Origin of the sequence: Streptomyces glaucescens (assembly GCF_000761215.1) — a bacterium.
Lineage (GTDB): Bacteria > Actinomycetota > Actinomycetes > Streptomycetales > Streptomycetaceae > Streptomyces > Streptomyces glaucescens_B.
This window is the reverse complement of record NZ_CP009438.1, coordinates 1373229-1395183: the sequence shown is the minus strand read 5'-3', so window position 1 is coordinate 1395183 and position 21955 is coordinate 1373229. Positions and strand designations below refer to the sequence as shown.

The window sequence follows — 21955 nt, the reverse complement described above, 5'->3', positions numbered from 1 at the left end:
CGCACACGACGAGGCGCCCGCACCGGGAAGGTGCGGGCGCCTCGTCGTCGTACGGTCCGGCGGACCGGCCGTCTCAGCCGCCGAACTCCTGCAGGCCCTTCAGCGCCTGGTCCAGCAGCGCCTGGCGGCCCTCCAGCTCCCGCTCCAGCTTGTCGGCCTTGGCGTTGTTGCCCTGGGCGCGCGCCTGCTCGATCTGGCCCTTGAGCTTGTCCACCGCCGCCTGGAGCTGACCGGTCAGACCCTCGGCACGCGCGCGTGCCTCCGGGTTCGTCCGGCGCCACTCGGCCTCCTCGGCCTCCTGGATGGCCCGCTCGACCGCGTGCATCCGGCCCTCGACCTTCGGCCGGGCGTCCCGCGGCACGTGGCCGATGGCCTCCCAGCGCTCGTTGATCGAGCGGAACGCGGCCCGCGCCGCCTTGAGGTCCGTGACCGGGAGGATCTTCTCGGCCTCCTCGGCCAGCTCCTCCTTCAGCTTCAGGTTCTCCGCCTGCTCGGCGTCCCGCTCGGCGAAGACCGAGCTGCGGGCGGCGAAGAACACGTCCTGCGCGCCGCGGAAGCGGTTCCACAGGTCGTCCTCGTGCTCGCGCTGGGCGCGGCCCGCGGCCTTCCACTCCGCCATCAGCTCGCGGTAGCGGGCGGCGGTGGGGCCCCAGTCGGTCGAGTCCGACAGCGACTCGGCCTCGGCGACCAGCCGCTCCTTGATCCTGCGGGCCTCCTCGCGCTGCGCGTCGAGCTGCGCGAAGTGCGCCTTGCGGCGCTTGGAGAACGCCGACCGGGCGTGCGAGAAGCGGTGCCACAGCTCGTCGTCGGACTTGCGGTCCAGGCGGGGCAGACCCTTCCAGGTGTCCACCAGCGCCCGCAGCCGCTCGCCGGCCGCCCGCCACTGGTCGGACTGCGCAAGCTGCTCGGCCTCGGCGACCAGCGCCTCCTTGGCGTGACGGGCCTCGTCGGACTGCTTCGCGCGCTGCGCCTTGCGCTCCTCGCGGCGCTTCTCGACGGTCTCGACGAGCTTGTCCAGCCGGGTCCGCAGGGCGTCCAGGTCACCGACGGCGTGGTGCGCGTCGACCTGCTCGCGCAGATGGTCGATGGCCGCCTGGGCGTCCTTGGCCGACAGGTCGGTGGTCCGCACTCGCTTCTCGAGGAGGCCGATCTCGACAACCAGGCCCTCGTACTTGCGCTCGAAGTAGGCCAGCGCCTCGTCAGGGGAGCCGGCCTGCCAGGAGCCGACGACCTTCTCGCCGTCGGCCGTCCGCACGTACACGGTCCCCGTCTCGTCGACGCGGCCCCACGGGTCGCTGCTCACAGCGCCTCCTCCACATGATGCCTGCGGGGGGCCTCAGCTCCCCCGGGCATCGTCCACAGTTTCGTCACGGCCAACATAGGCGACCGGCGGGTTGCCTGTCCGCATCCCGCGCGACCGAAATTCGCAGTTGAGCGTCAGGATTTCGTGACCGTCGCCTTGTCGATCACGACCGTCGCGTTCGGAGCCCCGTCACCGGCGCCGGTGTTCTCGCCCGCGGCGGCGATCTTCTTCAGGACCGTCATGCCGGATGCGGACACCGTACCGAACGGGGTGTAGCTGGGAGGCAGCTGACTGTCCTGGTAGACGAGGAAGAACTGGCTGCCGTTGGTGTTCGGGCCGGAGTTGGCCATCGCCACCGTGCCCGCCGGGTAGACGTTGCCCTTCAGGCTCTTGTCCTTGAGGTTCTCGTCCTTCATCTGGTACCCCGGGCCGCCGCTGCCGCTGGCCGTCGGGTCGCCGCACTGCAGGACGTAGATGCCGTTCGTGGTCAGACGGTGGCACTTGGTGTGGTCGAAGTAGCCCTTGCCGGCGAGGAAGTTGAACGAGTTCACCGTGTGCGGGGCCGCCGCCGCCTTCAGCGCCACCTCTATGTCGCCGCAGGTCGTCTCCAGCTTCATCGTGTACTTCGCCGACGTGTCGATGGTCATCGCCGGCTCCTTCTTGAAGGACATCGACTCGGCCTCGCCCTTGGCCGGCTTGCCGCACGGGTCCGGCGGCGCGCTCGTGGCGCTGGGCGTGACGTCCGCGCCCGCCTTCTCCTTGCCGTCGTCCTTGAGAGCCCCGGTCGTGTACAGCGCGAGGCTGCCGACCAGGATGACGCCCAGTGCCGATGCGATCACCGCGTTGCGCGTGCGCGCCTTGCGCCGTGCGTCGGTGCGCCGCTGCTGCTGCCGCAAGAACTTCTCCCGGGCGAGCTGACGCCGCCGCTGTTCCTGGCTGACCACCGGGTTTACTCCTCATGCGTCTCGTACGTCGACGGGTACGCGTGCGTCTTGTGAGCCGACCGCCTGCGTGTGCCCCGTACCGTATATGGGTTCGCTGAGGAAACGGCAGCGCCGGTAGGCTCTGACGGAAGCTGCAGCCGCCCGTATCGACACAACGAAGGACGATCGTGCTCATTGCCGGGTTCCCCGCCGGGGCCTGGGGGACCAACTGTTACCTGGTCGCCCCCGCCGCCGGTGAGGAGTGCGTGATCATCGACCCGGGCCACGAAGCGGCCCCCGGAGTCGAGGAGGCGCTCAAGAAGCATCGGCTCAAGCCCGTCGCCGTCGTCCTCACCCACGGCCACATCGACCACGTGGCCTCGGTCGTCCCGGTGTGCGGCGCGCACGGCGTACCGGCCTGGATCCACCCCGAGGACCGGTACATGATGAGCGACCCCGAGAAGGCCCTCGGCCGTTCCGTCGGCGCCCAGCTGATGGGCGAGCTGACCGTGGGGGAGCCGGACGACGTCAGGACGCTGGCCGACGGCGCGAAGCTGGAGCTGGCCGGTCTGGAGCTGGCCGTCGCGCACGCGCCGGGCCATACCAAGGGGTCGGTGACCTTCGGCCTGCCCGAGGCGGCGGACATCCCGCCGGTCCTCTTCTCGGGCGACCTGCTGTTCGCCGGCTCCATCGGACGCACCGACCTGCCCGGCGGTGACATGGCCGAGATGCTCGACTCGCTGGCCCGCGTGTGCCTGCCGCTCGACGACTCGACCGTGGTGCTGTCCGGCCACGGCCCCCAGACGACCATCGGCCAGGAGCGCGCCACCAACCCCTATCTGCGGCAGGTGGCCGCCGGCCAGGGAGCACACCCGGCTCCCCGACGAGGAATGTGATCGAGAGACTTCCGTGAGCACCTTCAAGGCCCCCAAGGGCACGTACGACCTGATCCCGCCGGACTCCGCGAAGTACCTCGCGGTGCGCGAGGCGATCGCCGCCCCGCTGCGCAACTCCGGCTACGGCTACGTCGAGACGCCCGGCTTCGAGAACGTCGAGCTGTTCGCGCGCGGTGTCGGCGAGTCCACCGACATCGTCACCAAGGAGATGTACGCCTTCGAGACCAAGGGCGGCGACAGGCTCGCGCTGCGCCCCGAGGGCACGGCGTCCGTGCTGCGCGCCGCCCTGGAGGCCAGCCTGCACAAGTCGGGCAACCTCCCGGTCAAGCTCTGGTACTCCGGTTCGTACTACCGCTACGAGCGCCCCCAGAAGGGCCGCTACCGTCACTTCTCCCAGGTCGGCGCCGAGGCGATCGGCGCGGAGGACCCGGCGCTGGACGCCGAGCTGATCATCCTGGCCGACCAGGCGTACCGCTCCCTGGGGCTGAGGAACTTCCGCATCCTGCTCAACAGCCTGGGCGACAAGGAGTGCCGTCCGGTGTACCGGGCCGCGCTCCAGGACTTCCTGCGCGGCCTCGACCTCGACGAGGACACCCTGCGCCGCGCGGAGATCAACCCGCTGCGCGTCCTCGACGACAAGCGGGAGTCGGTCCAGAAGCAGCTGGCGGGCGCCCCCCTCCTGCGCGACTACCTGTGCGACGCCTGCAAGGCGTACCACGAGGAGGTCCGCGAGCTGATCACGGCCGCCGGTGTCGCCTTCGAGGACGACCCGAAGCTGGTCCGCGGCCTGGACTACTACACCCGGACCACGTTCGAGTTCGTCCACGACGGTCTGGGCTCCCAGTCCGCGGTGGGCGGCGGCGGCCGCTACGACGGCCTGTCCGAGATGATCGGCGGGCCCGCGCTGCCGTCCGTGGGCTGGGCCCTCGGCGTGGACCGCACGGTCCTCGCGCTGGAGGCGGAGGGCGTCGAGCTGGACCTGCCCGCCGCGACCAGCGTGTTCGCGGTCCCGCTCGGCGAGGAGGCCCGCCGGGTGCTGTTCGGCAAGGTCACCGAGCTGCGCAAGGCGGGGATCGCGGCGGACTTCGCGTACGGCGGCAAGGGCCTCAAGGGGGCCATGAAGAACGCCAACCGCAGCGGCGCCCGCTACGCGGTGGTGGCCGGCGAGCGGGACCTCGCCGACGGCGTCGTCCAGCTCAAGGACATGGAGTCCGGCGAGCAGGAGGCGGTCGGCGTGAACGAGATCGTGGCCGAGCTCGAGGCCCGGCTGGGCTGAGCACACGACACGACGGGGCGCCGGGAGCCGGCAACGGCCCTCGGCGCCCCGTCGCGTCGCCGTCGTCCGGATCGGGACGGTGGGACCACTCGGCCGTGTGTCCTTATGCGCAGTGAACGGTGCAGACACAGGCGCTTGCGGCACAATGTCCGGTGCCGGAAGCAGGTCCACCCCCCTCAAGTGACGGAATCGGCGTGATGAGCAAGACGACAGTCCAGGACGTCTCCACCGAGCCCGAACCCGACCCTCGGCCCGAGCCGCGCACCGCCGCCGGGCCGCGCACGGTGGGCGCCGGCCGGGCCTTCGCCCTGCTGCTGGTGATCACCGGCGCGGCCGGCCTGCTCGCCGCCTGGGTCATCACGATCGACAAGTTCAAGATCCTCGAGGGCAAGGTGAGCGGCGAGACGTTCACCCCGAGCTGCAGCCTCAACCCGATCGTCTCCTGCGGCAGCGTCATGGAGAGCGACCAGGCGTCCGTCTTCGGGTTCCCCAACCCGATGCTCGGCCTCGTCACCTACGGCATCGTGGTCTGCGTCGGCGTGAGCCTGCTGGCCCGCGCCCGCTTCCCCCGCTGGTACTGGCTCACCTTCAACGCCGGCACCCTCTTCGGCGTCGCGTTCTGCACCTGGCTGATGGTCCAGTCGCTGTACGAGATCAACGCGCTGTGCCTGTGGTGCTCGCTGGCCTGGGTCGCCACGATCACCATGTTCTGGTACGTGACCTCGTTCAACGTCCGCAACGGCTTCCTGCCCGCGCCCGCCGGCGTGAGGCGGTTCCTCGGCGAGTTCACCTGGACGCTGCCGGTCACCCACGTCGGCATCATCGCCATGCTGATCCTGACCCGCTGGGGCAGCCAGCTCTGGGCCTGAGCCCGCTCCCGGGACCCGGGCCCGGGGGATTGTCAGTGCGGTGATTTAGGGTTTCCAGCGTGGAGCCCGACCTGTTCACCGCCGCCGCAGAAGAACGCCAGGAGAAGGACCCGGCCGGCAGTCCGCTGGCCGTGCGGATGCGCCCGCGCACCCTCGACGAGGTGGTGGGGCAGCGGCATCTGCTGAAACCCGGCTCGCCGCTGCGCCGCCTGGTCGGCGAGGGCTCGGGGGGACCGGCCGGGCCGTCCTCGGTGATCCTGTGGGGCCCGCCCGGCACCGGCAAGACGACCCTCGCGTACGTCGTCTCCAAGGCCACCAACAAGCGCTTCGTGGAGCTGTCGGCGATCACCGCGGGCGTCAAGGAGGTCCGCGCGGTCATCGACGGCGCCCGCCGCGCCACCGGCGGGTACGGCAAGGAGACCGTCCTCTTCCTCGACGAGATCCACCGCTTCAGCAAGGCGCAGCAGGACTCCCTGCTCCCGGCCGTCGAGAACCGCTGGGTCACGCTGATCGCGGCGACCACCGAGAACCCGTACTTCTCGGTGATCTCCCCGCTGCTCTCCCGCTCCCTCCTGCTCACCCTGGAACCGCTCACGGACGAGGACGTCCGCGGGCTGCTGCGCCGGGCGCTGGCCGAGGAGCGCGGCCTCAAGGGCGCCGTCGCCCTCCCCGAGGACACCGAGGACCATCTGCTGCGCATCGCCGGCGGGGACGCCCGCCGCGCGCTGACCGCCCTGGAGGCCGCCGCGGGCGCCGCGCTCGACAAGGGCGAGGCGGAGATCTCCCTGACGACGCTGGAGGAGACGGTCGACCGGGCGGCGGTGAAGTACGACCGCGACGGCGACCAGCACTACGACGTCGCGAGCGCCCTCATCAAGTCCATCCGCGGCTCCGACGTCGACGCCGCCCTGCACTACCTGGCCCGCATGATCGAGGCCGGCGAGGACCCCCGCTTCATCGCCCGCCGACTGATGATCTCGGCCAGCGAGGACATCGGCCTGGCGGACCCCAACGCGCTGCCGATCGCGGTCGCCGCCGCCCAGGCGGTCGCCATGATCGGCTTCCCGGAGGCCGCCCTCACCCTCAGCCACGCCACCATCGCTCTCGCCCTCGCGCCGAAGTCCAACGCGGCGACCACCGCGATCGGCGCCGCGCTGGAGGACGTCCGCAAGGGACTGGCCGGGGCGGTCCCCGCGCACCTGCGGGACTCCCACTACAAGGGCGCGTCCAAGCTCGGCCACGGGCAGGGGTACGTCTATCCGCACGACGTCCCCGAGGGCATCGCCGCCCAGCAGTACGCGCCGGACGCCCTGAAGGACCGGGAGTACTACACCCCCACCCGGCACGGCGCGGAGGCACGGTACGCCGACGCGGTGGAGTGGACCAGGAAGCACCTCGGTCGCAGGCGGTCCTGAGCGCCCTGTAGACTGGCCCGAAGTGCTGCGTTCCGTGCAGTCAGAACGGAACAGCCAGCGGGAGCCCGGTCCTTTCGGACCGGCTCCAGGAGCGTCGCGCACCGTCGAAGGTGTCGCGGGCAGCCCACCACCGTCCCGGAAGCCCGGGAACCGGTCGGTGGGCCACTCGCGTGCTGCACGTATGTGCCCAGATCAGGGGAGCGGCTGCCCGGCAGGTCCCACGGGACCCGACGGGTTTCCCCGGCTGCGGATGCGACCTCCCAAAACCCTGACAAGCCGAATCAAGGAAATGAGAGACAGTGGCGAACCAGTCCCGCCCCAAGGTCAAGAAGTCGCGTGCCCTCGGCATCGCGCTGACCCCGAAGGCCGTCAAGTACTTCGAGGCCCGTCCCTACCCGCCGGGTGAGCACGGCCGTGGCCGCAAGCAGAACTCGGACTACAAGGTCCGTCTGCTGGAGAAGCAGCGTCTGCGCGCGCAGTACGACGTGTCCGAGCGTCAGCTCGTCCGCGCCTACGAGCGTGCCTCCAAGGTCCAGGGCAAGACCGGTGAGGCCCTGATCGTCGAGCTCGAGCGCCGTCTCGACGCGCTGGTCCTGCGTTCGGGCATCGCCCGCACGATCTACCAGGCCCGCCAGATGGTCGTCCACGGCCACATCGAGGTCAACGGCCAGAAGGTCGACAAGCCCTCGTTCCGTGTCCGTCCCGACGACGTCGTGATGGTCCGCGAGCGCAGCCGCGAGAAGCCGCTGTTCCAGGTCGCCCGCGAGGGTGGCTTCGCCCCCGACGGTGAGACCCCGCGCTACCTGCAGGTGAACCTCAAGGCCCTGGCGTTCCGCCTGGACCGCGAGCCGAACCGCAAGGAGATCCCGGTGATCTGCGACGAGCAGCTCGTCGTCGAGTACTACGCCCGCTGATCCGGGCGCAGCACCCCTCGCGTCAGCCCGTCGTCCCCCCGCCCCTCGCGGGTGGGGGAGACGGCGGGCTTTTGCGTGTCCGCCGCCCCCGCGCGCGCCGCGCCCGGCCACCGGCGCCGCCGCACCGGTGTGCCGCGCGGCCGCATCGCGGTGACGGTCACCAGCCGTGAGGTGTCGAACGCCGGCGCCTGGGCACTGACTCCGCAGGACCCGCTGCGCACGGCCCCAATCCGGTACGGAGCGGCAGCCCCGGCGCGATAGGCTCGGGGCACGACTTACTCGATGTTCAGGCGTTTTCAGGGAGCGGGTGCACAAGGTGTCCGGTGGAGAGGTGGCCGGGATCCTGGTGGCCGTCTTCTGGGCGATCCTGGTCTCCTTCCTCGCGGTGGCTCTCGCGAGGTTGGCCCAGACGCTCAAGGCGACCACCAAGCTCGTGGCGGACGTGACGGATCAGGCCGTCCCGCTGCTGGCCGACGCCTCCGCGGCGGTACGCTCCGCGCAGACCCAGATCGACCGGGTCGACGCGATCGCTTCCGACGTCCAGGAGGTCACGTCGAACGCGTCGGCGCTCTCGACCACCGTCGCCTCCACCTTCGGCGGCCCGCTGGTCAAGGTCGCGGCGTTCGGCTACGGCGTGCGCCGGGCGCTGAGCGGCCGCAGGGACGACGTGCCCGAGCGGGCACCCCGGCGTACCGTCATCGTGGGCCGCACCGTCCCGGCCGCGCGGCGGGCGAAGCGCAACCTCCGCGGAAAGAAGGACTGAGCTCAGCGATGTTCCGCCGTACCTTCTGGTTCAGCACCGGTGTCGCCGCCGGTGTGTGGGCCACCACCAAGGTCAACCGAAAGCTGAAGCAGCTGACCCCCGAGAGCCTGGCCGCGGCCGCGGCGAACAAGGCGATCGAGGCCGGTCACCGGCTCAAGGACCGCGCGGTGGGCTTCGCCCTCGACGTCCGCGACAACATGGCCCGCCGGGAGGCCGAACTGGGGGACGCCCTCGGCCTCAACGCCGACCCGGAGCTCCCCGCACCCCACCGGCGCTACGCCGTCATCGAGAACCGCAACGACCCGAAGTACATCGAGAACACGACGTACTCGAACAACCGGAATGAGGACCACTGATGGAGTCGGCTGAGATCCGCCGTCGCTGGCTGAGCTTCTTCGAGGAGCGCGGGCACACCGTCGTCCCTTCGGCGTCGCTCATCGCGGACGACCCGACTCTGCTCCTCGTCCCGGCCGGCATGGTTCCCTTCAAGCCCTACTTCCTGGGCGAGGTGAAGCCGCCGTTCCAGCGCGCCACCAGCGTGCAGAAGTGCGTGCGCACGCCCGACATCGAAGAGGTCGGCAAGACCACGCGGCACGGCACGTTCTTCCAGATGTGCGGCAACTTCTCCTTCGGCGACTACTTCAAGGAAGGCGCCATCAAGCTCGCCTGGGAGCTGCTCACTACGCCCCAGGACAAGGGCGGCTACGGCCTCGACCCCGAGCGCCTGTGGATCACCGTCTACAAGGACGACGACGAGGCCGAGCGCATCTGGCACGAGGTCGTCGGCGTGCCGAAGGAGCGCATCCAGCGCCTCGGCATGAAGGACAACTACTGGTCCATGGGCGTCCCCGGCCCCTGCGGCCCCTGCTCCGAGATCAACTACGACCGCGGCCCCGAGTTCGGCGCCGAGGGCGGTCCCGCCGTCAACGACGAGCGGTACGTGGAGATCTGGAACCTCGTCTTCATGCAGTACGAGCGGGGCGAGGGCATCGGCAAGGACAACTTCGAGATCCTCGGCGACCTGCCCAGCAAGAACATCGACACCGGCCTCGGCCTCGAGCGCCTCGCCATGATTCTGCAGGGCGTGCAGAACATGTACGAGATCGACACCTCGATGGCCGTCATCGAGAAGGCCACCGAGCTGACCGGCGTCCGCTACGGCGACGCCCACGCCTCGGACGTCTCCCTGCGCGTGGTCACCGACCACATGCGCACCGCCACCATGCTCATCGGCGACGGCGTCACCCCCGGCAACGAGGGCCGCGGCTACGTGCTGCGCCGTATCATGCGCCGGGCCATCCGCAACATGCGCCTGCTGGGCGCCACCGGTCCGGTCGTCAAGGACCTGATCGACGTCGTGATCGGCATGATGGGCCAGCAGTACCCCGAGCTGATCACCGACCGCGAGCGCATCGAGAAGGTCGCCCTCGCCGAGGAGAACGCCTTCCTCAAGACGCTGAAGGCCGGCACCAACATCCTCGACACCGCCGTGTCCGAGACCAAGGCCGCCGGCTCCAGCGTGCTCCCCGGCGACAAGGCCTTCCTGCTCCACGACACCTGGGGCTTCCCGATCGACCTCACCCTGGAGATGGCCGCCGAGCAGGGCCTCTCCGTGGACGAGGACGGCTTCCGCCGCCTGATGAAGGAGCAGCGGGAGCGCGCCAAGGCCGACGCCCAGGCCAAGAAGACCGGCCACGCCGACATGGGCGCCTACCGCGAGATCGCCGACCGCGCCGGGGCCACCGACTTCATCGGCTACACCGACACCGAGGGCGAGACCACCGTCGTCGGCATCCTGGTCGACGGTGTCTCCTCCCCGGCCGCCACCGAGGGCGACGAGGTCGAGATCGTCCTCGACCGCACCCCCTTCTACGCCGAGGGCGGCGGCCAGATCGGCGACACCGGCAAGATCAAGATCGACACCGGCGCCGTCATCGAGGTCCGCGACTGCCAGAAGCCGGTGCCGGGCGTCTACGTCCACAAGGGCGTCGTCCAGGTCGGCGAGGTCACCGTCGGAGCCAAGGCCCACGCCTCCATCGACGCCAAGCGCCGTACCGCCATCGCCCGCGCCCACTCGGCCACCCACCTCACCCACCAGGCCCTGCGTGACGCGCTCGGCCCGACGGCCGCCCAGGCCGGTTCCGAGAACCAGCCGGGCCGCTTCCGCTTCGACTTCGGCTCCCCGTCCGCCGTTCCCACGGCCGTGATGACGGACGTCGAGCAGAAGATCAACGAGGTGCTGGCCCGCGACCTCTCGGTGCACGCCGAGGTCATGGGCATCGACGAGGCCAGGAAGCAGGGCGCCATCGCCGAGTTCGGCGAGAAGTACGGCGAGCGGGTGCGCGTCGTCACCATCGGCGACTTCTCCAAGGAGCTGTGCGGCGGCACGCACGTGCACAACACCGCCCAGCTCGGTCTGGTGAAGCTGCTCGGCGAGTCCTCCATCGGCTCCGGTGTGCGCCGTATCGAGGCCCTGGTCGGCGTGGACGCCTACAACTTCCTCGCCCGTGAGCACACGGTCGTCAACCAGCTCACCGAACTGCTCAAGGGCCGCCCGGAGGAGCTGCCGGAGAAGGTCTCCGCGATGCTCGGCAAGCTGAAGGACGCCGAGAAGGAGATCGAGAAGTTCCGCGCCGAGAAGGTGCTCCAGGCCGCCGCCGGGCTCGCCGAGTCCGCCAAGGACGTGCGCGGTGTGGCCCTGGTCACCGGTCAGGTGCCGGACGGCACCACCGCCGACGACCTGCGCAAGCTGGTCCTCGACGTGCGCGGCCGGATCCAGGGCGGCCGGGCCGCCGTGGTGGCCCTGTTCACCACGGTGAACGGCAAGCCGCTGACGGTCATCGCCACCAACGAGGCCGCCCGCGAGCGCGGCCTCAAGGCCGGCGACCTGGTCCGCACGGCCGCCAAGACGCTCGGCGGCGGCGGTGGCGGCAAGCCGGACGTGGCCCAGGGCGGCGGCCAGAACCCGGCCGCCGTCGGCGACGCCGTGGACGCCGTCGAGCGCATGGTCGCGGAGACGGCCAAGTAATGCGCAGAGGACGCCGGCTCGCCGTCGACGTCGGGGACGCCCGGATCGGGGTCGCCTCGTGCGACCCCGACGGGATCCTCGCCACGCCGGTGGAGACCGTCCCCGGCCGGGACGTCCCGGCGGCCCGGCGGCGGCTGAAACAGCTGGTCGAGGAGTACGAGCCGATCGAGGTCGTCGTCGGTCTGCCCCGCTCCCTGAAGGGGGGCGAGGGCCCGGCGGCGGCCAAGGTGCGCGGCTTCGCCCGGGAACTGGCCGCGACGATCGCGCCGGTCCCGGTGAGACTCGTCGACGAACGCATGACCACGGTGACGGCGAGCCAGGGACTGCGCGCCTCGGGCGTGAAGTCCAGGAAGGGCCGGTCCGTCATCGACCAGGCGGCCGCGGTGATCATCCTTCAGCAGGCGCTCGAATCCGAACGGGTGTCAGGCAAAGCCCCCGGAGAGGGCGTCGAAGTGGTCATCTGATCGCGATACGGTAACGTTCCGCGCGATGCGGCGGCATTCGAACAGCCGCCGCACAGCAAGAGGCGGGACGGAACCGGTCCCACAGTCCGCGACCGCCGCCTCGCGGCTCTAGGGGATCGATGACTGAGTATGGCCGGGGCCAAGGCTCCGAACCGTGGCATCCGGAGGACCCGTTGTACGGGGACGGCGGATGGGGAGGACAGCAGGCCCAGCAGGGCGGGCAGTCGTCCTACGGCGGCCAGCCGCAGCACTACCCGCAGCAGCCGCAGCAGGCACACCAGCCGCAGCAGTCGGAGTACGGCGACTGGGGCGACGGCGGTCAGCAGTCCGGCTACGACCGGCAGCAGTACCAGGACTACGGCCGGCAGGACTACTCCGGCGACGGCCAGGGCCAACCGCAGTACGACCAGCACGGCGGTCAGCGGTACGACCACCAGCACGACACCGGGCAGTACGACAACGGCGGCTGGGGCACCGGCGGGCAGCCGCACATCCCGTACCCCGCCGACCCCGTGGACCCGTACGCCCAGCAGACGGCGGGCTACCAGGGCGAACAGCCCGACTTCTACGGCACCCCGGACGCCTATCCGCCGCCGGAACCGCCCGCCCGCCGCAGCGCCGACCCCGAGCCGCAGACCGACTGGGACCCGGGCCCCGACCAGGGCGAGGCCGCCTTCTTCGCGGAGGACGAGGACGACGACGGCGCCGAGGAGCAGCCCGGCGGCCGGCGCGGCCGGGCGGACCGGCGCGGCCGGGGCGGCAAGAACAAGAAGAGCCGCAACGGGGTCGCCTGCCTGGTGGTCGTCCTGGTGTTCGGCGGCGGTCTCGCCGGCGTCGGCTACTTCGGCCTCCAGTTCTACCAGGATCGTTTCGGCGAGGCCCCGGACTTCTCCGGAGACGGCAACGGCGAGCAGATCTCCGTCCGCATCCCCAAGGGCGCGAGCGGCTCGCAGATGGGCAACATCCTCAAGAAGGCGGGCGTCGTCAAGAGCGTCGACGCCTTCGTGGCCGCCCAGAACAGCAACCCGCAGGGCAAGAGCATCCAGGACGGCGTGTACACGCTGGAGAAGGAGATGTCGGCCGACAGCGCGGTCGAGCTGATGCTCAGCCCCGAGAGCAAGAACAACCTGATCATCATCGAGGGCGCGCGCAACGCCGACGTCTACAAGCTCATCGACCAGCGCCTGGAGGTCGAGGAGGGCACCACCGCCGGGGTCGCCAAGCAGAACTGGCGCAAGCTCGGCCTGCCCGACTGGGCGACGGACCACAAGGACGTCAACGACCCGCTGGAAGGGTTCCTGTTCCCGTCCAGCTACCCGGTCGCCAAGGGCCAGAAGCCCGAGGAGGTCCTGAAGGAGATGGTCCAGCGGGCCACCGACGTCTACGAGGAACTGGGCGTCGAGAAGAAGGCCGAGAGCCTGGGCCTGGAGAACCCCTGGCAGCTGGTCACCGTCGCCAGCCTGGTGCAGGCCGAGGGCACCAGCCACGACGACTTCCGCAAGATGGCCGAGGTCGTCTACAACCGGCTCAAGCCCGCGAACCCGCAGACCAACGGCATGCTGGAGTTCGACTCCACGTACAACTACATCAAGAACCAGAGCAAGATCGACCTGACCCTGGCAGAGCTGCGCACCTACGACAACCCGTACAACACGTACTACCACCGGGGCCTGCCGCCCGGACCGATCAGCAACCCGGGTGAGGAAGCGCTCAAGGGCGCCCTCGACCCGACCGACGACGGCTGGTACTACTTCATCTCGATGGACGGCAAGACCAGCAAGTTCACCCGGACCAACGAAGAGCACCAGCGGTTGGTCGACCAGTGGAACGCTTCGAGGAACAACTGATGGCCGGATCCCGCCGGGCCGCCGTTCTCGGCTCGCCCATCGCCCACTCCCTGTCCCCGGTGCTGCACCGCGCCGCGTACGCGGAACTCGGGCTGACCGAGTGGACGTACGACCGCTTCGAGGTCGACGAGGCCGCGCTGCCCCGCTTCCTGGAGGGACTGGGCCCGGAGTGGGCGGGCCTGTCACTGACCATGCCGCTGAAGCGGGCGGTCATCCCGCTGCTCGACGAGATCAGTGACACCGCCTCCTCGGTGGACGCCGTGAACACCGTCGTCCTCCACCCGGACGGCCGGCGCACCGGCGACAACACCGACATCCCCGGCATGGTCGCGGCGCTGGCGGAGCACGGCATCGAGAAGGCCGACAGCGCCGCGGTGCTCGGCGCGGGCGCCACCGCCTCGTCCGCGCTCGCCGCGCTGGCCCGGATCTGCACCGGTGAGATCGCCGTCTACGTCCGCAGCGCGGCGCGCGCCGCCGAGATGCGGGAATGGGCCGAGCGGCTCGACGTCCAGGTGCGTGTCGAGGACTGGGCCGACGCCGAGCGGGCGCTGCGCGCACCCCTCGTGATCGCGACCACCCCGGCGGGTGCCACCGACGCGCTGGCCGCCGCCGTCCCGGAGCGGCCTGCCGCGCTGTTCGACGTGCTCTACGACCCCTGGCCGACCACCCTCGCCGCCCGCTGGTCCGCGTACGGCGGCGCCGTGGTCAGCGGTCTCGACCTCCTCGTGCACCAGGCGGTCCTCCAGGTGGAGCAGATGACCGGCCGCACCCCGGCCCCGGTCGCCGCGATGCGGCGGGCGGGCGAACGGGCCCTCGCCGAGCGCTGACCGCCGCCGGAGCGGCACCGTGTGATGTGTTCCACACCCGGCTTCCGGTGCCGTCCCGTCCGCCAGGTGGACCGGCGGATGGGACGGCGGCCGGGACATGGGAGGATCGGAGGTGGCGGGCCAGGGCCGCGCACCCCGGTCGCGCCACCGCCGCACGCGAGGATGCGCGCAGGCAGGGCAGTACCAGGGCGCGAGCACTGAGGAGCACCGTTGAGCAGGTTGCGCTGGCTGACCGCGGGGGAGTCCCACGGTCCCGCACTCGTCGCGACGCTGGAGGGCCTTCCCGCCGGCGTGCCCATCACCACGGAGATGGTGGCGGACCACCTGGCGCGGCGCCGGCTCGGCTATGGGCGCGGCGCGCGGATGAAGTTCGAGCGCGACGAGGTCACCTTCCTCGGTGGTGTCCGCCACGGGCTCACGCTCGGCTCTCCGGTCGCGGTCATGGTGGGGAACACCGAGTGGCCGAAGTGGGAGAAGGTGATGGCTGCCGATCCCGTCGACCCGGCGGAGCTGGCCGAGCTGGCGCGCAACGCGCCGCTGACGCGGCCGCGGCCCGGTCACGCGGATCTGGCGGGGATGCAGAAGTACGGCTTCGACGAGGCCCGCCCGATCCTGGAACGCGCCTCCGCGCGGGAGACGGCCGCACGAGTCGCCCTGGGCGCCGTCGCCCGGTCGTACCTGAAGGAGACGGCCGGGATCGAGATCGTCTCCCACGTGGTGGAGCTGGCGGCTGCGAAGGCGCCCTACGGCGTGTACCCGACCCCGGCGGACGTGGAGCGGCTGGACGCGGACCCGGTGCGATGCCTGGACGCGGACGCGTCGAAGGCGATGGTCGCCGAGATCGACCAGGCGCACAAGGACGGCGACACCCTCGGCGGCGTGGTCGAGGTGCTGGCCTACGACGTACCGGTCGGCCTGGGCTCCCACGTCCACTGGGACCGGCGGCTGGACGCCCGGCTGGCGGCGGCGCTGATGGGCATCCAGGCGATCAAGGGCGTCGAGGTCGGGGACGGCTTCGGTCTGGCGCGGGTGCCGGGCTCGCAGGCACACGACGAGATCGTCACCGGTGAGGACGGCATCAAGCGGGTCACGGGCCGCTCCGGCGGCACCGAGGGCGGGCTGACCACGGGTGAGCTGTTGCGGGTGCGGGCGGCGATGAAGCCGATCGCGACCGTGCCGCGGGCGCTGAGGACGGTGGACGTGGCCACCGGCGAGCCGGCCGCCGCGCACCACCAGCGGTCCGACGTGTGTGCCGTCCCGGCGGCCGGGATCGTCGCCGAGGCGATGGTCGCACTGGTCCTCGCGGACGCGGTGGCGGAGAAGTTCGGCGGGGACAGCGTCACCGAGACCCGCCGCAACGTCCGCTCCTACCTCGACAACCTGCACATCCGATGAGCGCCGGTCCTGTCGTCGTCCTGGTCGGGCCGATGGGCGTGGGCAAGTCCACCGTCGGGCGGCTGCTCGCCGAGCGGCTGGGCGTCGAGTACCGGGACACCGACGACGACATCGTCGCCGAGCAGGGGCGGGCCATCGCCGACATCTTCGTCGACGAGGGCGAGCCGTACTTCCGGGCCGTCGAGAAGCGGGCCGTGCACCGGGCCCTCGCCGAACACGACGGTGTCCTGGCGCTCGGCGGCGGCGCGATCCTCGACCCGGACACGCGCGCGCTGCTGACCGGCCGGCCCGTCGTCTACCTGTCGATGGACGTCGAGGAGGCGACCCGGCGCACCGGCCTGAACGTCGCCCGGCCGCTGCTGGCGGTCAACCCGCGCAAACAGTGGCGCGAGCTGATGGAGGCCCGCCGTCACCTGTACGAGGAGGTGGCCCACGCGGTCGTGGCCACCGACGCCCGCACGCCGGAAGAGGTCGCCCAGGCGGTCCTGGACGCACTGGAGTTGAAGGAAGCATGAGCGAGTCTGTGACACGGATCCAGGTCGGCGGCTCCGCGGGCAGCGAGCCGTACGAAGTGCTGGTGGGCCGGCGGCTGCTCGGCGAGCTCGCCGGCCTGATCGGCGAGAAGGCGACCCGGGTGGCGGTGATCCACCCCGAGGCGCTGGCCGAGACCGGGGAGGCGCTGCGCGCGGACCTGGCCGAGCAGGGCTACGAGGCGGTCGCCATCCAGGTGCCGAACGCCGAGGAGGCCAAGACGGCCGAGGTCGCCGCGTACTGCTGGAAGGCGCTGGGCCAGTCCGGGTTCACCCGCACCGACGTGATCGTGGGCGTGGGCGGCGGCTCCACCACCGACCTGGCCGGGTTCGTCGCGGCGACCTGGCTGCGCGGAGTGCGCTGGATCGCCGTCCCGACGACCGTGCTCGCCATGGTCGACGCCGCGGTGGGCGGCAAGACCGGCATCAACACCGCCGAGGGCAAGAACCTCGTCGGCTCCTTCCACCCCCCGGCCGGCGTCCTGTGCGACCTGGCCGCGCTGGACTCCCTGCCGGTCAACGACTACGTCTCCGGGCTCGCGGAGGTCATCAAGGCCGGGTTCATCGCCGACCCGGCCATCCTCGACCTGATCGAGGCCGACCCTCAGGCCGCGCGCACCCCGGCCGGGCCGCACACCGCCGAGCTGATCGAGCGGTCGATCCGGGTCAAGGCCGAGGTGGTGTCCTCGGACCTGAAGGAGAACGGGCTCCGGGAGATCCTCAACTACGGCCACACCCTCGGCCACGCGATCGAGAAGAACGAGCGCTACAAATGGCGGCACGGTGCCGCGGTCTCGGTCGGCATGCACTTCGCCGCCGAACTGGGCCGTCTGGCGGGCCGGCTGGACGACGCCACCGCCGACCGGCACCGCGCCGTACTGGAGTCGGTGGGGCTGCCGCTCAGCTACCGCTACGACCAGTGGCCCAAGCTGCTGCAGACCATGAAGGTCGACAAGAAGTCCCGCGGCGACCTGCTGCGCTTCATCGTCCTCGACGGACTCGCCAAGCCGACCGTCCTGGAGGGCCCCGACCCGGCCATGCTGCTCGCCGCCTACGGCGAGGTCGCCGAATAGGGCACACGCGGTGAGGGCCCTTCGGGACCCTCCCGTCCGATTCCGCTTGCCGCAGCGGGCACTTCGGGCCGCCCCCGGCCGTTCACCGAACGACGGCCGGGGGCGGTACCGTTCGGTAGGCAGCGGGTCCACGCCCGCTGCCAGCGCCAAAAGCCCTGAAAGACGAGACGGAGTGGCACCGGATGCAGCACGCAGTGGGGTCTCCGCTGCCGCCGCCCCACCAGCCGGGGCACGGACCGGCCGCCGGCTGGTCACCGGCCGCACACCACCCGGGTCCGCATCACCCGGGCCACCACCCGGGCCCGCCCCCCGCCGGTCCGCACCACCAGGGCCCGCCCCCGGGGCAGGCCCCCGCCGCGCAGCACGGCCCCGGCCCGGTGCCGCAGGGATCCGCCCCGGTCCCCCCGGCGCCCGGCTTCACCGGAGTGCCGCCCGCTCCGCACGGTGCGGTGCCGCCGCACGCACCGCCCGACACCACCGGCCACGTACCGCTCCCGCCCGGCGGCCCGGCGGCACCACCCGCCGGCCCGCCGCCCGCCGCGGTGCCCGATCCGGCGGCCGGCGTGCCCGACCCGGGCGCCACCACGCTCGCGGTGCTGCTGATCGGCCCGGCCGGCGCGGGCAAGACCAGCGTCGCCAAGTACTGGGCCGACCACCGCCGGGTGCCCACCGCCCACATCAGCCTCGACGACGTCCGCGAGTGGGTCCGCTCCGGCTTCGCCGACCCGCAGTCCGGGTGGAACGACAACTCGGAGGCGCAGTACCGGCTGGCCCGCCGCACCTGTGGCTTCGCCGCGCGGAACTTCCTGGCCAACGGCATCTCCTGCATCCTCGACGACGCCGTCTTCCCCGACCGGCCCGTGGTCGGCCTCGGCGGCTGGAAGCGGCACGTCGGACCCGGGCTGCTGCCCGTCGTCCTCCTCCCGGGCCTCGACGTCGTCCTGGAGCGCAACGCCGAGCGCACCGGCAACCGCCGCCTCACCGACGAGGAGGTCGCCCGCATCCACGGCCGCATGGCCGGCTGGTACGGCTCGGGCCTGCCGATCATCGACAACTCGCAGCTCGACGTCCCCGGCACCGCCCGGGTCCTGGACGAGGTCCTGGCCAGGGCGATCGCGAGTCCGCCCACATGGTGAACCGGGGACGGGACCGGTCCCGGGAGCGCGGAGGGCCGGACCGGTCCCGGACGTGCGGGTGAGCGGACCGGCCCGGGAGCGCGTGGGGAGCGGACGGCCGACCGCCGCGCGCCCCGCCCCGGGTTTCGCCGTTCGCGGCACCTCCTGGCGGCGCCCCGTCGGTCGTGCCGGGCTCCCGGCCTGACCGAGGGAACGCCCCGCTAGCCCGAAGGCACCTCCCCAACCGGCACAAATCGCCCACGGCTCCTACGCTCGTGTCATGTCAGAGGTGTACGCGACCCGCCGTATGCGAGTACGGGAACGCTGCAACGCGGCCGGCGCAGCGGCAGCGCTCGTCTCCCGCCCCGCCAACGTGCGCTACCTCGCGGGCGCGGCACCCCACGGTGCCGTACTGCTGCTGGGCAAGCGCGAAGACCTGCTGGTGTGCGCAGGCCCCCCCGACGACCGCCCCACCGAGGGACGCCTCGACGAGGCGCTGCGGGTGCACGCCCTGCCCCGCCCCGGCGGTGATCCGGCCGTCGCCGCCGCCGACCTCGCCACGGGCCAGGGCGCCGACTCCCTGGCCGTCGAGGAACACCACCTCACGGTCGCCCGGCACCGGGCCATCGGATCGGTCGTGCCGCGGCTGCGGCTGGCCGACCTGGGCGGCGCGGTCGAGCAGCTGAGGGTGGTGAAGGACGAGGAGGAGATCTCCTGCCTGCGGATCGGCGCGGAGATCGCCGACCAGGCCCTCGGCGAACTGCTCGAATCCATCCTGGTCGGCCGCACCGAACGCCACCTCGCGCTGGAACTGGAGCGGCGCCTGGTCGATCACGGCGCCGACGGCCCGGCCTTCGCCACCTCCGTCGGCACGGGCCCCCACTCCGGCCGCCGCGGACACCGCCCCACGGACCGGAGGGTGGAGGAGGGCGACTTCCTCTCCGTGTGCCTGGGCGCCACGTACCGCGGATACCGGTGCGAGATCGGCCGCACCTTCGTCATCGGCACCTCGCCCGCGGACTGGCAGATCGAGCTGTACGACCTGGTGTTCGCCGCCCAGCGGGCCGGGCGGGAGAGCCTGGTGCCCGGCGCCGCCTACCGCGACGTCGACCGCGCGGCCCGGCAGGTGCTGGACTCCGCGGGCCACGGGGAAGGCCTGCCTCCGCTGACCGGGCACGGCGTGGGACTCGAAATCGACGAGGACCCGCAGTTGGCTCCCGCGGCCATGGGTAAACTGGACGCTTGCGTGCCGGTCACCGTCGAACCGGGGGTCCACCTCCCGGGCCGGGGCGGTGTCCGGATCGATGACACGCTCGTCGTCCGCCCCGAGGCGGACGGCGGACCCGAGCTACTCACCATTACGACCAAGGAGCTGCTCGCACTATAGGCAGGTGCGTGCCCCCGGGGTCGTCCACGTCAGTCCAGGAGATTCCGCAACCGTGGCTTCCACGAACGACCTCAAGAACGGCATGGTGCTCAAGCTCGAAGGCGGCCAGCTCTGGTCCGTCGTCGAGTTCCAGCACGTCAAGCCCGGCAAGGGCCCGGCCTTCGTGCGCACCAAGCTCAAGAACGTGCTCTCCGGCAAGGTCGTCGACAAGACCTTCAACGCCGGCGTCAAGGTCGAGACGGCCACTGTCGACAAGCGCGACATGCAGTTCTCGTACATGGACGGCGAGTACTTCGTCTTCATGGACATGGAGACCTACGACCAGCTCATGGTCGATCGCAAGGCCGTCGGCGACGCCGCCAACTTCCTCATCGAGGGCTTCACGGCCACCGTCGCCCAGCACGAGGGCGAGGTGCTCTTCGTCGAGCTGCCGGCCGCCGTCGAGCTGACGGTCCAGGAGACAGAGCCGGGCGTCCAGGGCGACCGCTCCACCGGTGGCACCAAGCCCGCCACCCTCGAGACCGGCCACCAGATCCAGGTCCCGCTCTTCATCACCACCGGTGAGAAGATCAAGGTCGACACCCGCACCAGCGACTACCTCGGCCGGGTGAACAGCTAACCGTGGCCGCCCGCAACACGGCCCGCAAGCGCGCCTTCCAGATCCTCTTCGAGGGCGACCAGCGCGGCGCCGACGTCCTGACGGTCCTCGCGGACTGGGTCCGGCTCTCCCGGGCCGACACCCGCCAGCCGCCGGTGAGCGAGTACACGATGCAGCTCGTGGAGGGCTACGCGGAGCACGCGAAGCGGATCGACGAGCTGATCTCGCAGTACTCGGTCGGCTGGACGCTCGACCGGATGCCGGTCGTCGACCGCAACATCCTGCGTCTCGGCGCCTACGAGCTGATCTGGGTCGACGAGACCCCGGACGCCGTCGTCCTCGACGAGATGGTGCAGCTGGCCAAGGAGTTCTCCACGGACGAGTCGCCCTCGTTCGTCAACGGCCTGCTCGGCCGGCTGAAGGAGCTCAAGCCCTCGCTGCGCCGCGACGAGGTCTGAGCGGCCCCACGACGCCCGAGGGCCCGCAGCACACCGCTGCGGGCCCTCGGGCGTTCGTCCGCCGTCCGCGGCGCCGTCTCGCACGCCTGTCCGGCCTCAGGCGCATCGTGCGCCCCCGGGACGCCACACCGGGCACACGGGAGCCCGGCAGACCCGCCACGGGCCCCATGGGCCGCACAGGCCCACTGGCGGAGCTTGCCGCACGGGGCGCGGGGGCCTGCATGGCCCCTGCGGCCCGTGGACGGCCGTGGAAAGCCGCCGGGGTGGCCGGAACCCCATGGTTCCGGCCACCCCGGCGGCACGTTTCTGCTGATGTCTGCTGCGGCGGAGCGCTCAGCTCTCCTCGTGCGCGGCGACCGCGCGACGCGCGTCCGCGTCCAGCACGCCCCAGCTGATCAGCTGCTCGGTCAGGACCGAGGGCGACTGGTCGTAGATGACGGCGAGTGTGCGCAGGTCGTCCTGGCGGATGGAGAGCACCTTGCCGTTGTAGTCACCGCGCTGCGACTGGATCGTCGCCGCGTAGCGCTGGAGCGGGCCTGCCTTCTCGGCCGGCACCGTGGCCAGCCGCTCCAGGTCCAGGACCAGCTTCGGCGGCGGCTCGGCGGCGCCGCCAGGGGTGGTGCCCGGAAGCAGCTCCTGCACGGGAACGCCGTAGAAATCCGCCAGCTCGGCGAGGCGCTGCACGGTCACGGCGCGGTCGCCGCGCTCGTAGGAACCGACCACCACGGCCTTCCAGCGTCCCTGGGACTTCTCCTCGACACCGTGGAGGGAAAGGCCCTGCTGGGTGCGGATGGCCCGGAGCTTGGCCCCGAGCTGTTTGGCGTATTCGCTGGACATATGGCTCCCCGGACACTGTGTCGACGCGACTGGCGTG

The 21955-nt window shown here is 71.5% G+C and carries 21 protein-coding genes; 18 read left to right on the top strand and 3 right to left on the bottom strand.

What is annotated here, in order from left to right:
* Positions 1-73: 73 nt before the first annotated feature.
* Both SGLAU_RS06010 and SGLAU_RS06005 read right to left on the bottom strand, forming a co-directional pair.
* Positions 74-1303: a DUF349 domain-containing protein gene (locus SGLAU_RS06010; protein ID WP_043499006.1), complete on the bottom strand. Its 1230-nt coding sequence runs from the start codon at positions 1301-1303 to the stop codon at positions 74-76.
* A 134-nt stretch (positions 1304-1437) separates the two neighbouring features.
* Complete coding sequence (locus SGLAU_RS06005; protein ID WP_043499003.1) at positions 1438-2247, bottom strand: peptidylprolyl isomerase; 810 nt, start codon at positions 2245-2247, stop codon at positions 1438-1440.
* Positions 2248-2414: 167 nt separating this feature from the next.
* Between SGLAU_RS06005 and SGLAU_RS06000 the strand changes: the two genes are divergently transcribed.
* From SGLAU_RS06000 to nusB, 18 genes are all read left to right on the top strand, one after another.
* A complete protein-coding gene (locus tag SGLAU_RS06000) occupies positions 2415-3122 on the top strand; it encodes an MBL fold metallo-hydrolase (protein ID WP_043499001.1) in 708 nt (235 codons plus the stop codon).
* Positions 3123-3135: 13 nt separating this feature from the next.
* Positions 3136-4398: a histidine--tRNA ligase gene (gene hisS, locus SGLAU_RS05995; protein WP_043498999.1), complete on the top strand. Its 1263-nt coding sequence runs from the start codon at positions 3136-3138 to the stop codon at positions 4396-4398.
* 197 nt (positions 4399-4595) lie between these two features.
* Positions 4596-5267 (top strand): vitamin K epoxide reductase family protein, encoded by a 672-nt coding sequence (locus SGLAU_RS05990; protein ID WP_043498998.1) that lies wholly within the window; start codon positions 4596-4598, stop codon positions 5265-5267.
* Between the two features lie 59 nt (positions 5268-5326).
* A complete protein-coding gene (locus SGLAU_RS05985) occupies positions 5327-6682 on the top strand; it encodes a replication-associated recombination protein A (RefSeq protein ID WP_043498996.1) in 1356 nt (451 codons plus the stop codon).
* A gap of 299 nt (positions 6683-6981) precedes the next feature.
* A complete protein-coding gene (rpsD, locus tag SGLAU_RS05980; RefSeq protein WP_043498994.1) occupies positions 6982-7596 on the top strand; it encodes a 30S ribosomal protein S4 in 615 nt (204 codons plus the stop codon).
* Positions 7597-7912: 316 nt separating this feature from the next.
* Positions 7913-8359, top strand: coding sequence for a DUF948 domain-containing protein (locus SGLAU_RS05970; protein WP_063838920.1), 447 nt, complete (start codon positions 7913-7915; stop codon positions 8357-8359).
* 8 nt (positions 8360-8367) lie between these two features.
* Positions 8368-8715, top strand: a complete 348-nt coding sequence (locus tag SGLAU_RS05965) for a hypothetical protein (RefSeq protein ID WP_043498989.1) — start codon at positions 8368-8370, stop codon at positions 8713-8715.
* Entirely contained in the window at positions 8715-11387 is a 2673-nt protein-coding gene (gene alaS / locus SGLAU_RS05960; RefSeq protein WP_043498988.1) for an alanine--tRNA ligase, read from the top strand. Before SGLAU_RS05965 ends, alaS begins: the two co-directional genes overlap by 1 nt.
* Entirely contained in the window at positions 11387-11851 is a 465-nt protein-coding gene (ruvX, locus tag SGLAU_RS05955) for a Holliday junction resolvase RuvX (protein WP_043498987.1), read from the top strand. The genes alaS and ruvX overlap by 1 nt, the downstream gene beginning before the upstream one ends.
* A 119-nt stretch (positions 11852-11970) precedes the next feature.
* Entirely contained in the window at positions 11971-13698 is a 1728-nt protein-coding gene (mltG, locus tag SGLAU_RS05950; protein ID WP_043498985.1) for an endolytic transglycosylase MltG, read from the top strand.
* On the top strand, positions 13698-14525 hold the full coding sequence (locus SGLAU_RS05945; RefSeq protein WP_043498983.1) for a shikimate dehydrogenase: 828 nt from the start codon (positions 13698-13700) through the stop codon (positions 14523-14525). The genes mltG and SGLAU_RS05945 overlap by 1 nt, the downstream gene beginning before the upstream one ends.
* Positions 14526-14735: 210 nt before the next feature.
* Entirely contained in the window at positions 14736-15920 is a 1185-nt protein-coding gene (gene aroC, locus SGLAU_RS05940) for a chorismate synthase (protein ID WP_043498981.1), read from the top strand.
* Entirely contained in the window at positions 15917-16435 is a 519-nt protein-coding gene (locus tag SGLAU_RS05935; RefSeq protein WP_043498979.1) for a shikimate kinase, read from the top strand. Before aroC ends, SGLAU_RS05935 begins: the two co-directional genes overlap by 4 nt.
* The gene (aroB, locus tag SGLAU_RS05930; protein ID WP_043498978.1) at positions 16432-17523 is read left to right on the top strand and encodes a 3-dehydroquinate synthase; all 1092 of its coding nucleotides are present in this window, start codon (positions 16432-16434) and stop codon (positions 17521-17523) included. The genes SGLAU_RS05935 and aroB overlap by 4 nt, the downstream gene beginning before the upstream one ends.
* A gap of 182 nt (positions 17524-17705) precedes the next feature.
* Positions 17706-18659 (top strand): Pro-rich N-terminal domain-containing protein, encoded by a 954-nt coding sequence (locus tag SGLAU_RS05925; RefSeq protein WP_078957613.1) that lies wholly within the window; start codon positions 17706-17708, stop codon positions 18657-18659.
* Positions 18660-18918: 259 nt separating this feature from the next.
* Entirely contained in the window at positions 18919-20025 is a 1107-nt protein-coding gene (locus SGLAU_RS05920; protein WP_043498977.1) for an aminopeptidase P family protein, read from the top strand.
* A gap of 52 nt (positions 20026-20077) precedes the next feature.
* Complete coding sequence (gene efp, locus SGLAU_RS05915) at positions 20078-20644, top strand: elongation factor P (protein ID WP_043498973.1); 567 nt, start codon at positions 20078-20080, stop codon at positions 20642-20644.
* Positions 20645-20646: 2 nt separating this feature from the next.
* On the top strand, positions 20647-21081 hold the full coding sequence (gene nusB / locus SGLAU_RS05910) for a transcription antitermination factor NusB (protein ID WP_043498970.1): 435 nt from the start codon (positions 20647-20649) through the stop codon (positions 21079-21081).
* Between the two features lie 333 nt (positions 21082-21414).
* Here the strand turns inward: nusB and bldD are convergent, their stop codons facing one another.
* Complete coding sequence (bldD, locus tag SGLAU_RS05905) at positions 21415-21918, bottom strand: transcriptional regulator BldD (protein WP_043498969.1); 504 nt, start codon at positions 21916-21918, stop codon at positions 21415-21417.
* Between the last annotated feature and the right edge of the window lie 37 nt (positions 21919-21955).

Coding starts and splice junctions, on each gene's coding strand:
- SGLAU_RS05990 (WP_043498998.1), top strand. CDS start 4,596: ATGAGCAAGACGACAGTCCAGGACGTCTCCACCGAGCCCGAACCCGAC.
- SGLAU_RS05965 (WP_043498989.1), top strand. CDS start 8,368: ATGTTCCGCCGTACCTTCTGGTTCAGCACCGGTGTCGCCGCCGGTGTG.
- alaS (WP_043498988.1), top strand. CDS start 8,715: ATGGAGTCGGCTGAGATCCGCCGTCGCTGGCTGAGCTTCTTCGAGGAG.
- ruvX (WP_043498987.1), top strand. CDS start 11,387: ATGCGCAGAGGACGCCGGCTCGCCGTCGACGTCGGGGACGCCCGGATC.
- mltG (WP_043498985.1), top strand. CDS start 11,971: ATGACTGAGTATGGCCGGGGCCAAGGCTCCGAACCGTGGCATCCGGAG.
- SGLAU_RS05945 (WP_043498983.1), top strand. CDS start 13,698: ATGGCCGGATCCCGCCGGGCCGCCGTTCTCGGCTCGCCCATCGCCCAC.
- SGLAU_RS05935 (WP_043498979.1), top strand. CDS start 15,917: ATGAGCGCCGGTCCTGTCGTCGTCCTGGTCGGGCCGATGGGCGTGGGC.
- aroB (WP_043498978.1), top strand. CDS start 16,432: ATGAGCGAGTCTGTGACACGGATCCAGGTCGGCGGCTCCGCGGGCAGC.
- SGLAU_RS05925 (WP_078957613.1), top strand. CDS start 17,706: ATGCAGCACGCAGTGGGGTCTCCGCTGCCGCCGCCCCACCAGCCGGGG.
- SGLAU_RS05920 (WP_043498977.1), top strand. CDS start 18,919: ATGTCAGAGGTGTACGCGACCCGCCGTATGCGAGTACGGGAACGCTGC.
- bldD (WP_043498969.1), bottom strand. CDS start 21,918: ATGTCCAGCGAATACGCCAAACAGCTCGGGGCCAAGCTCCGGGCCATC.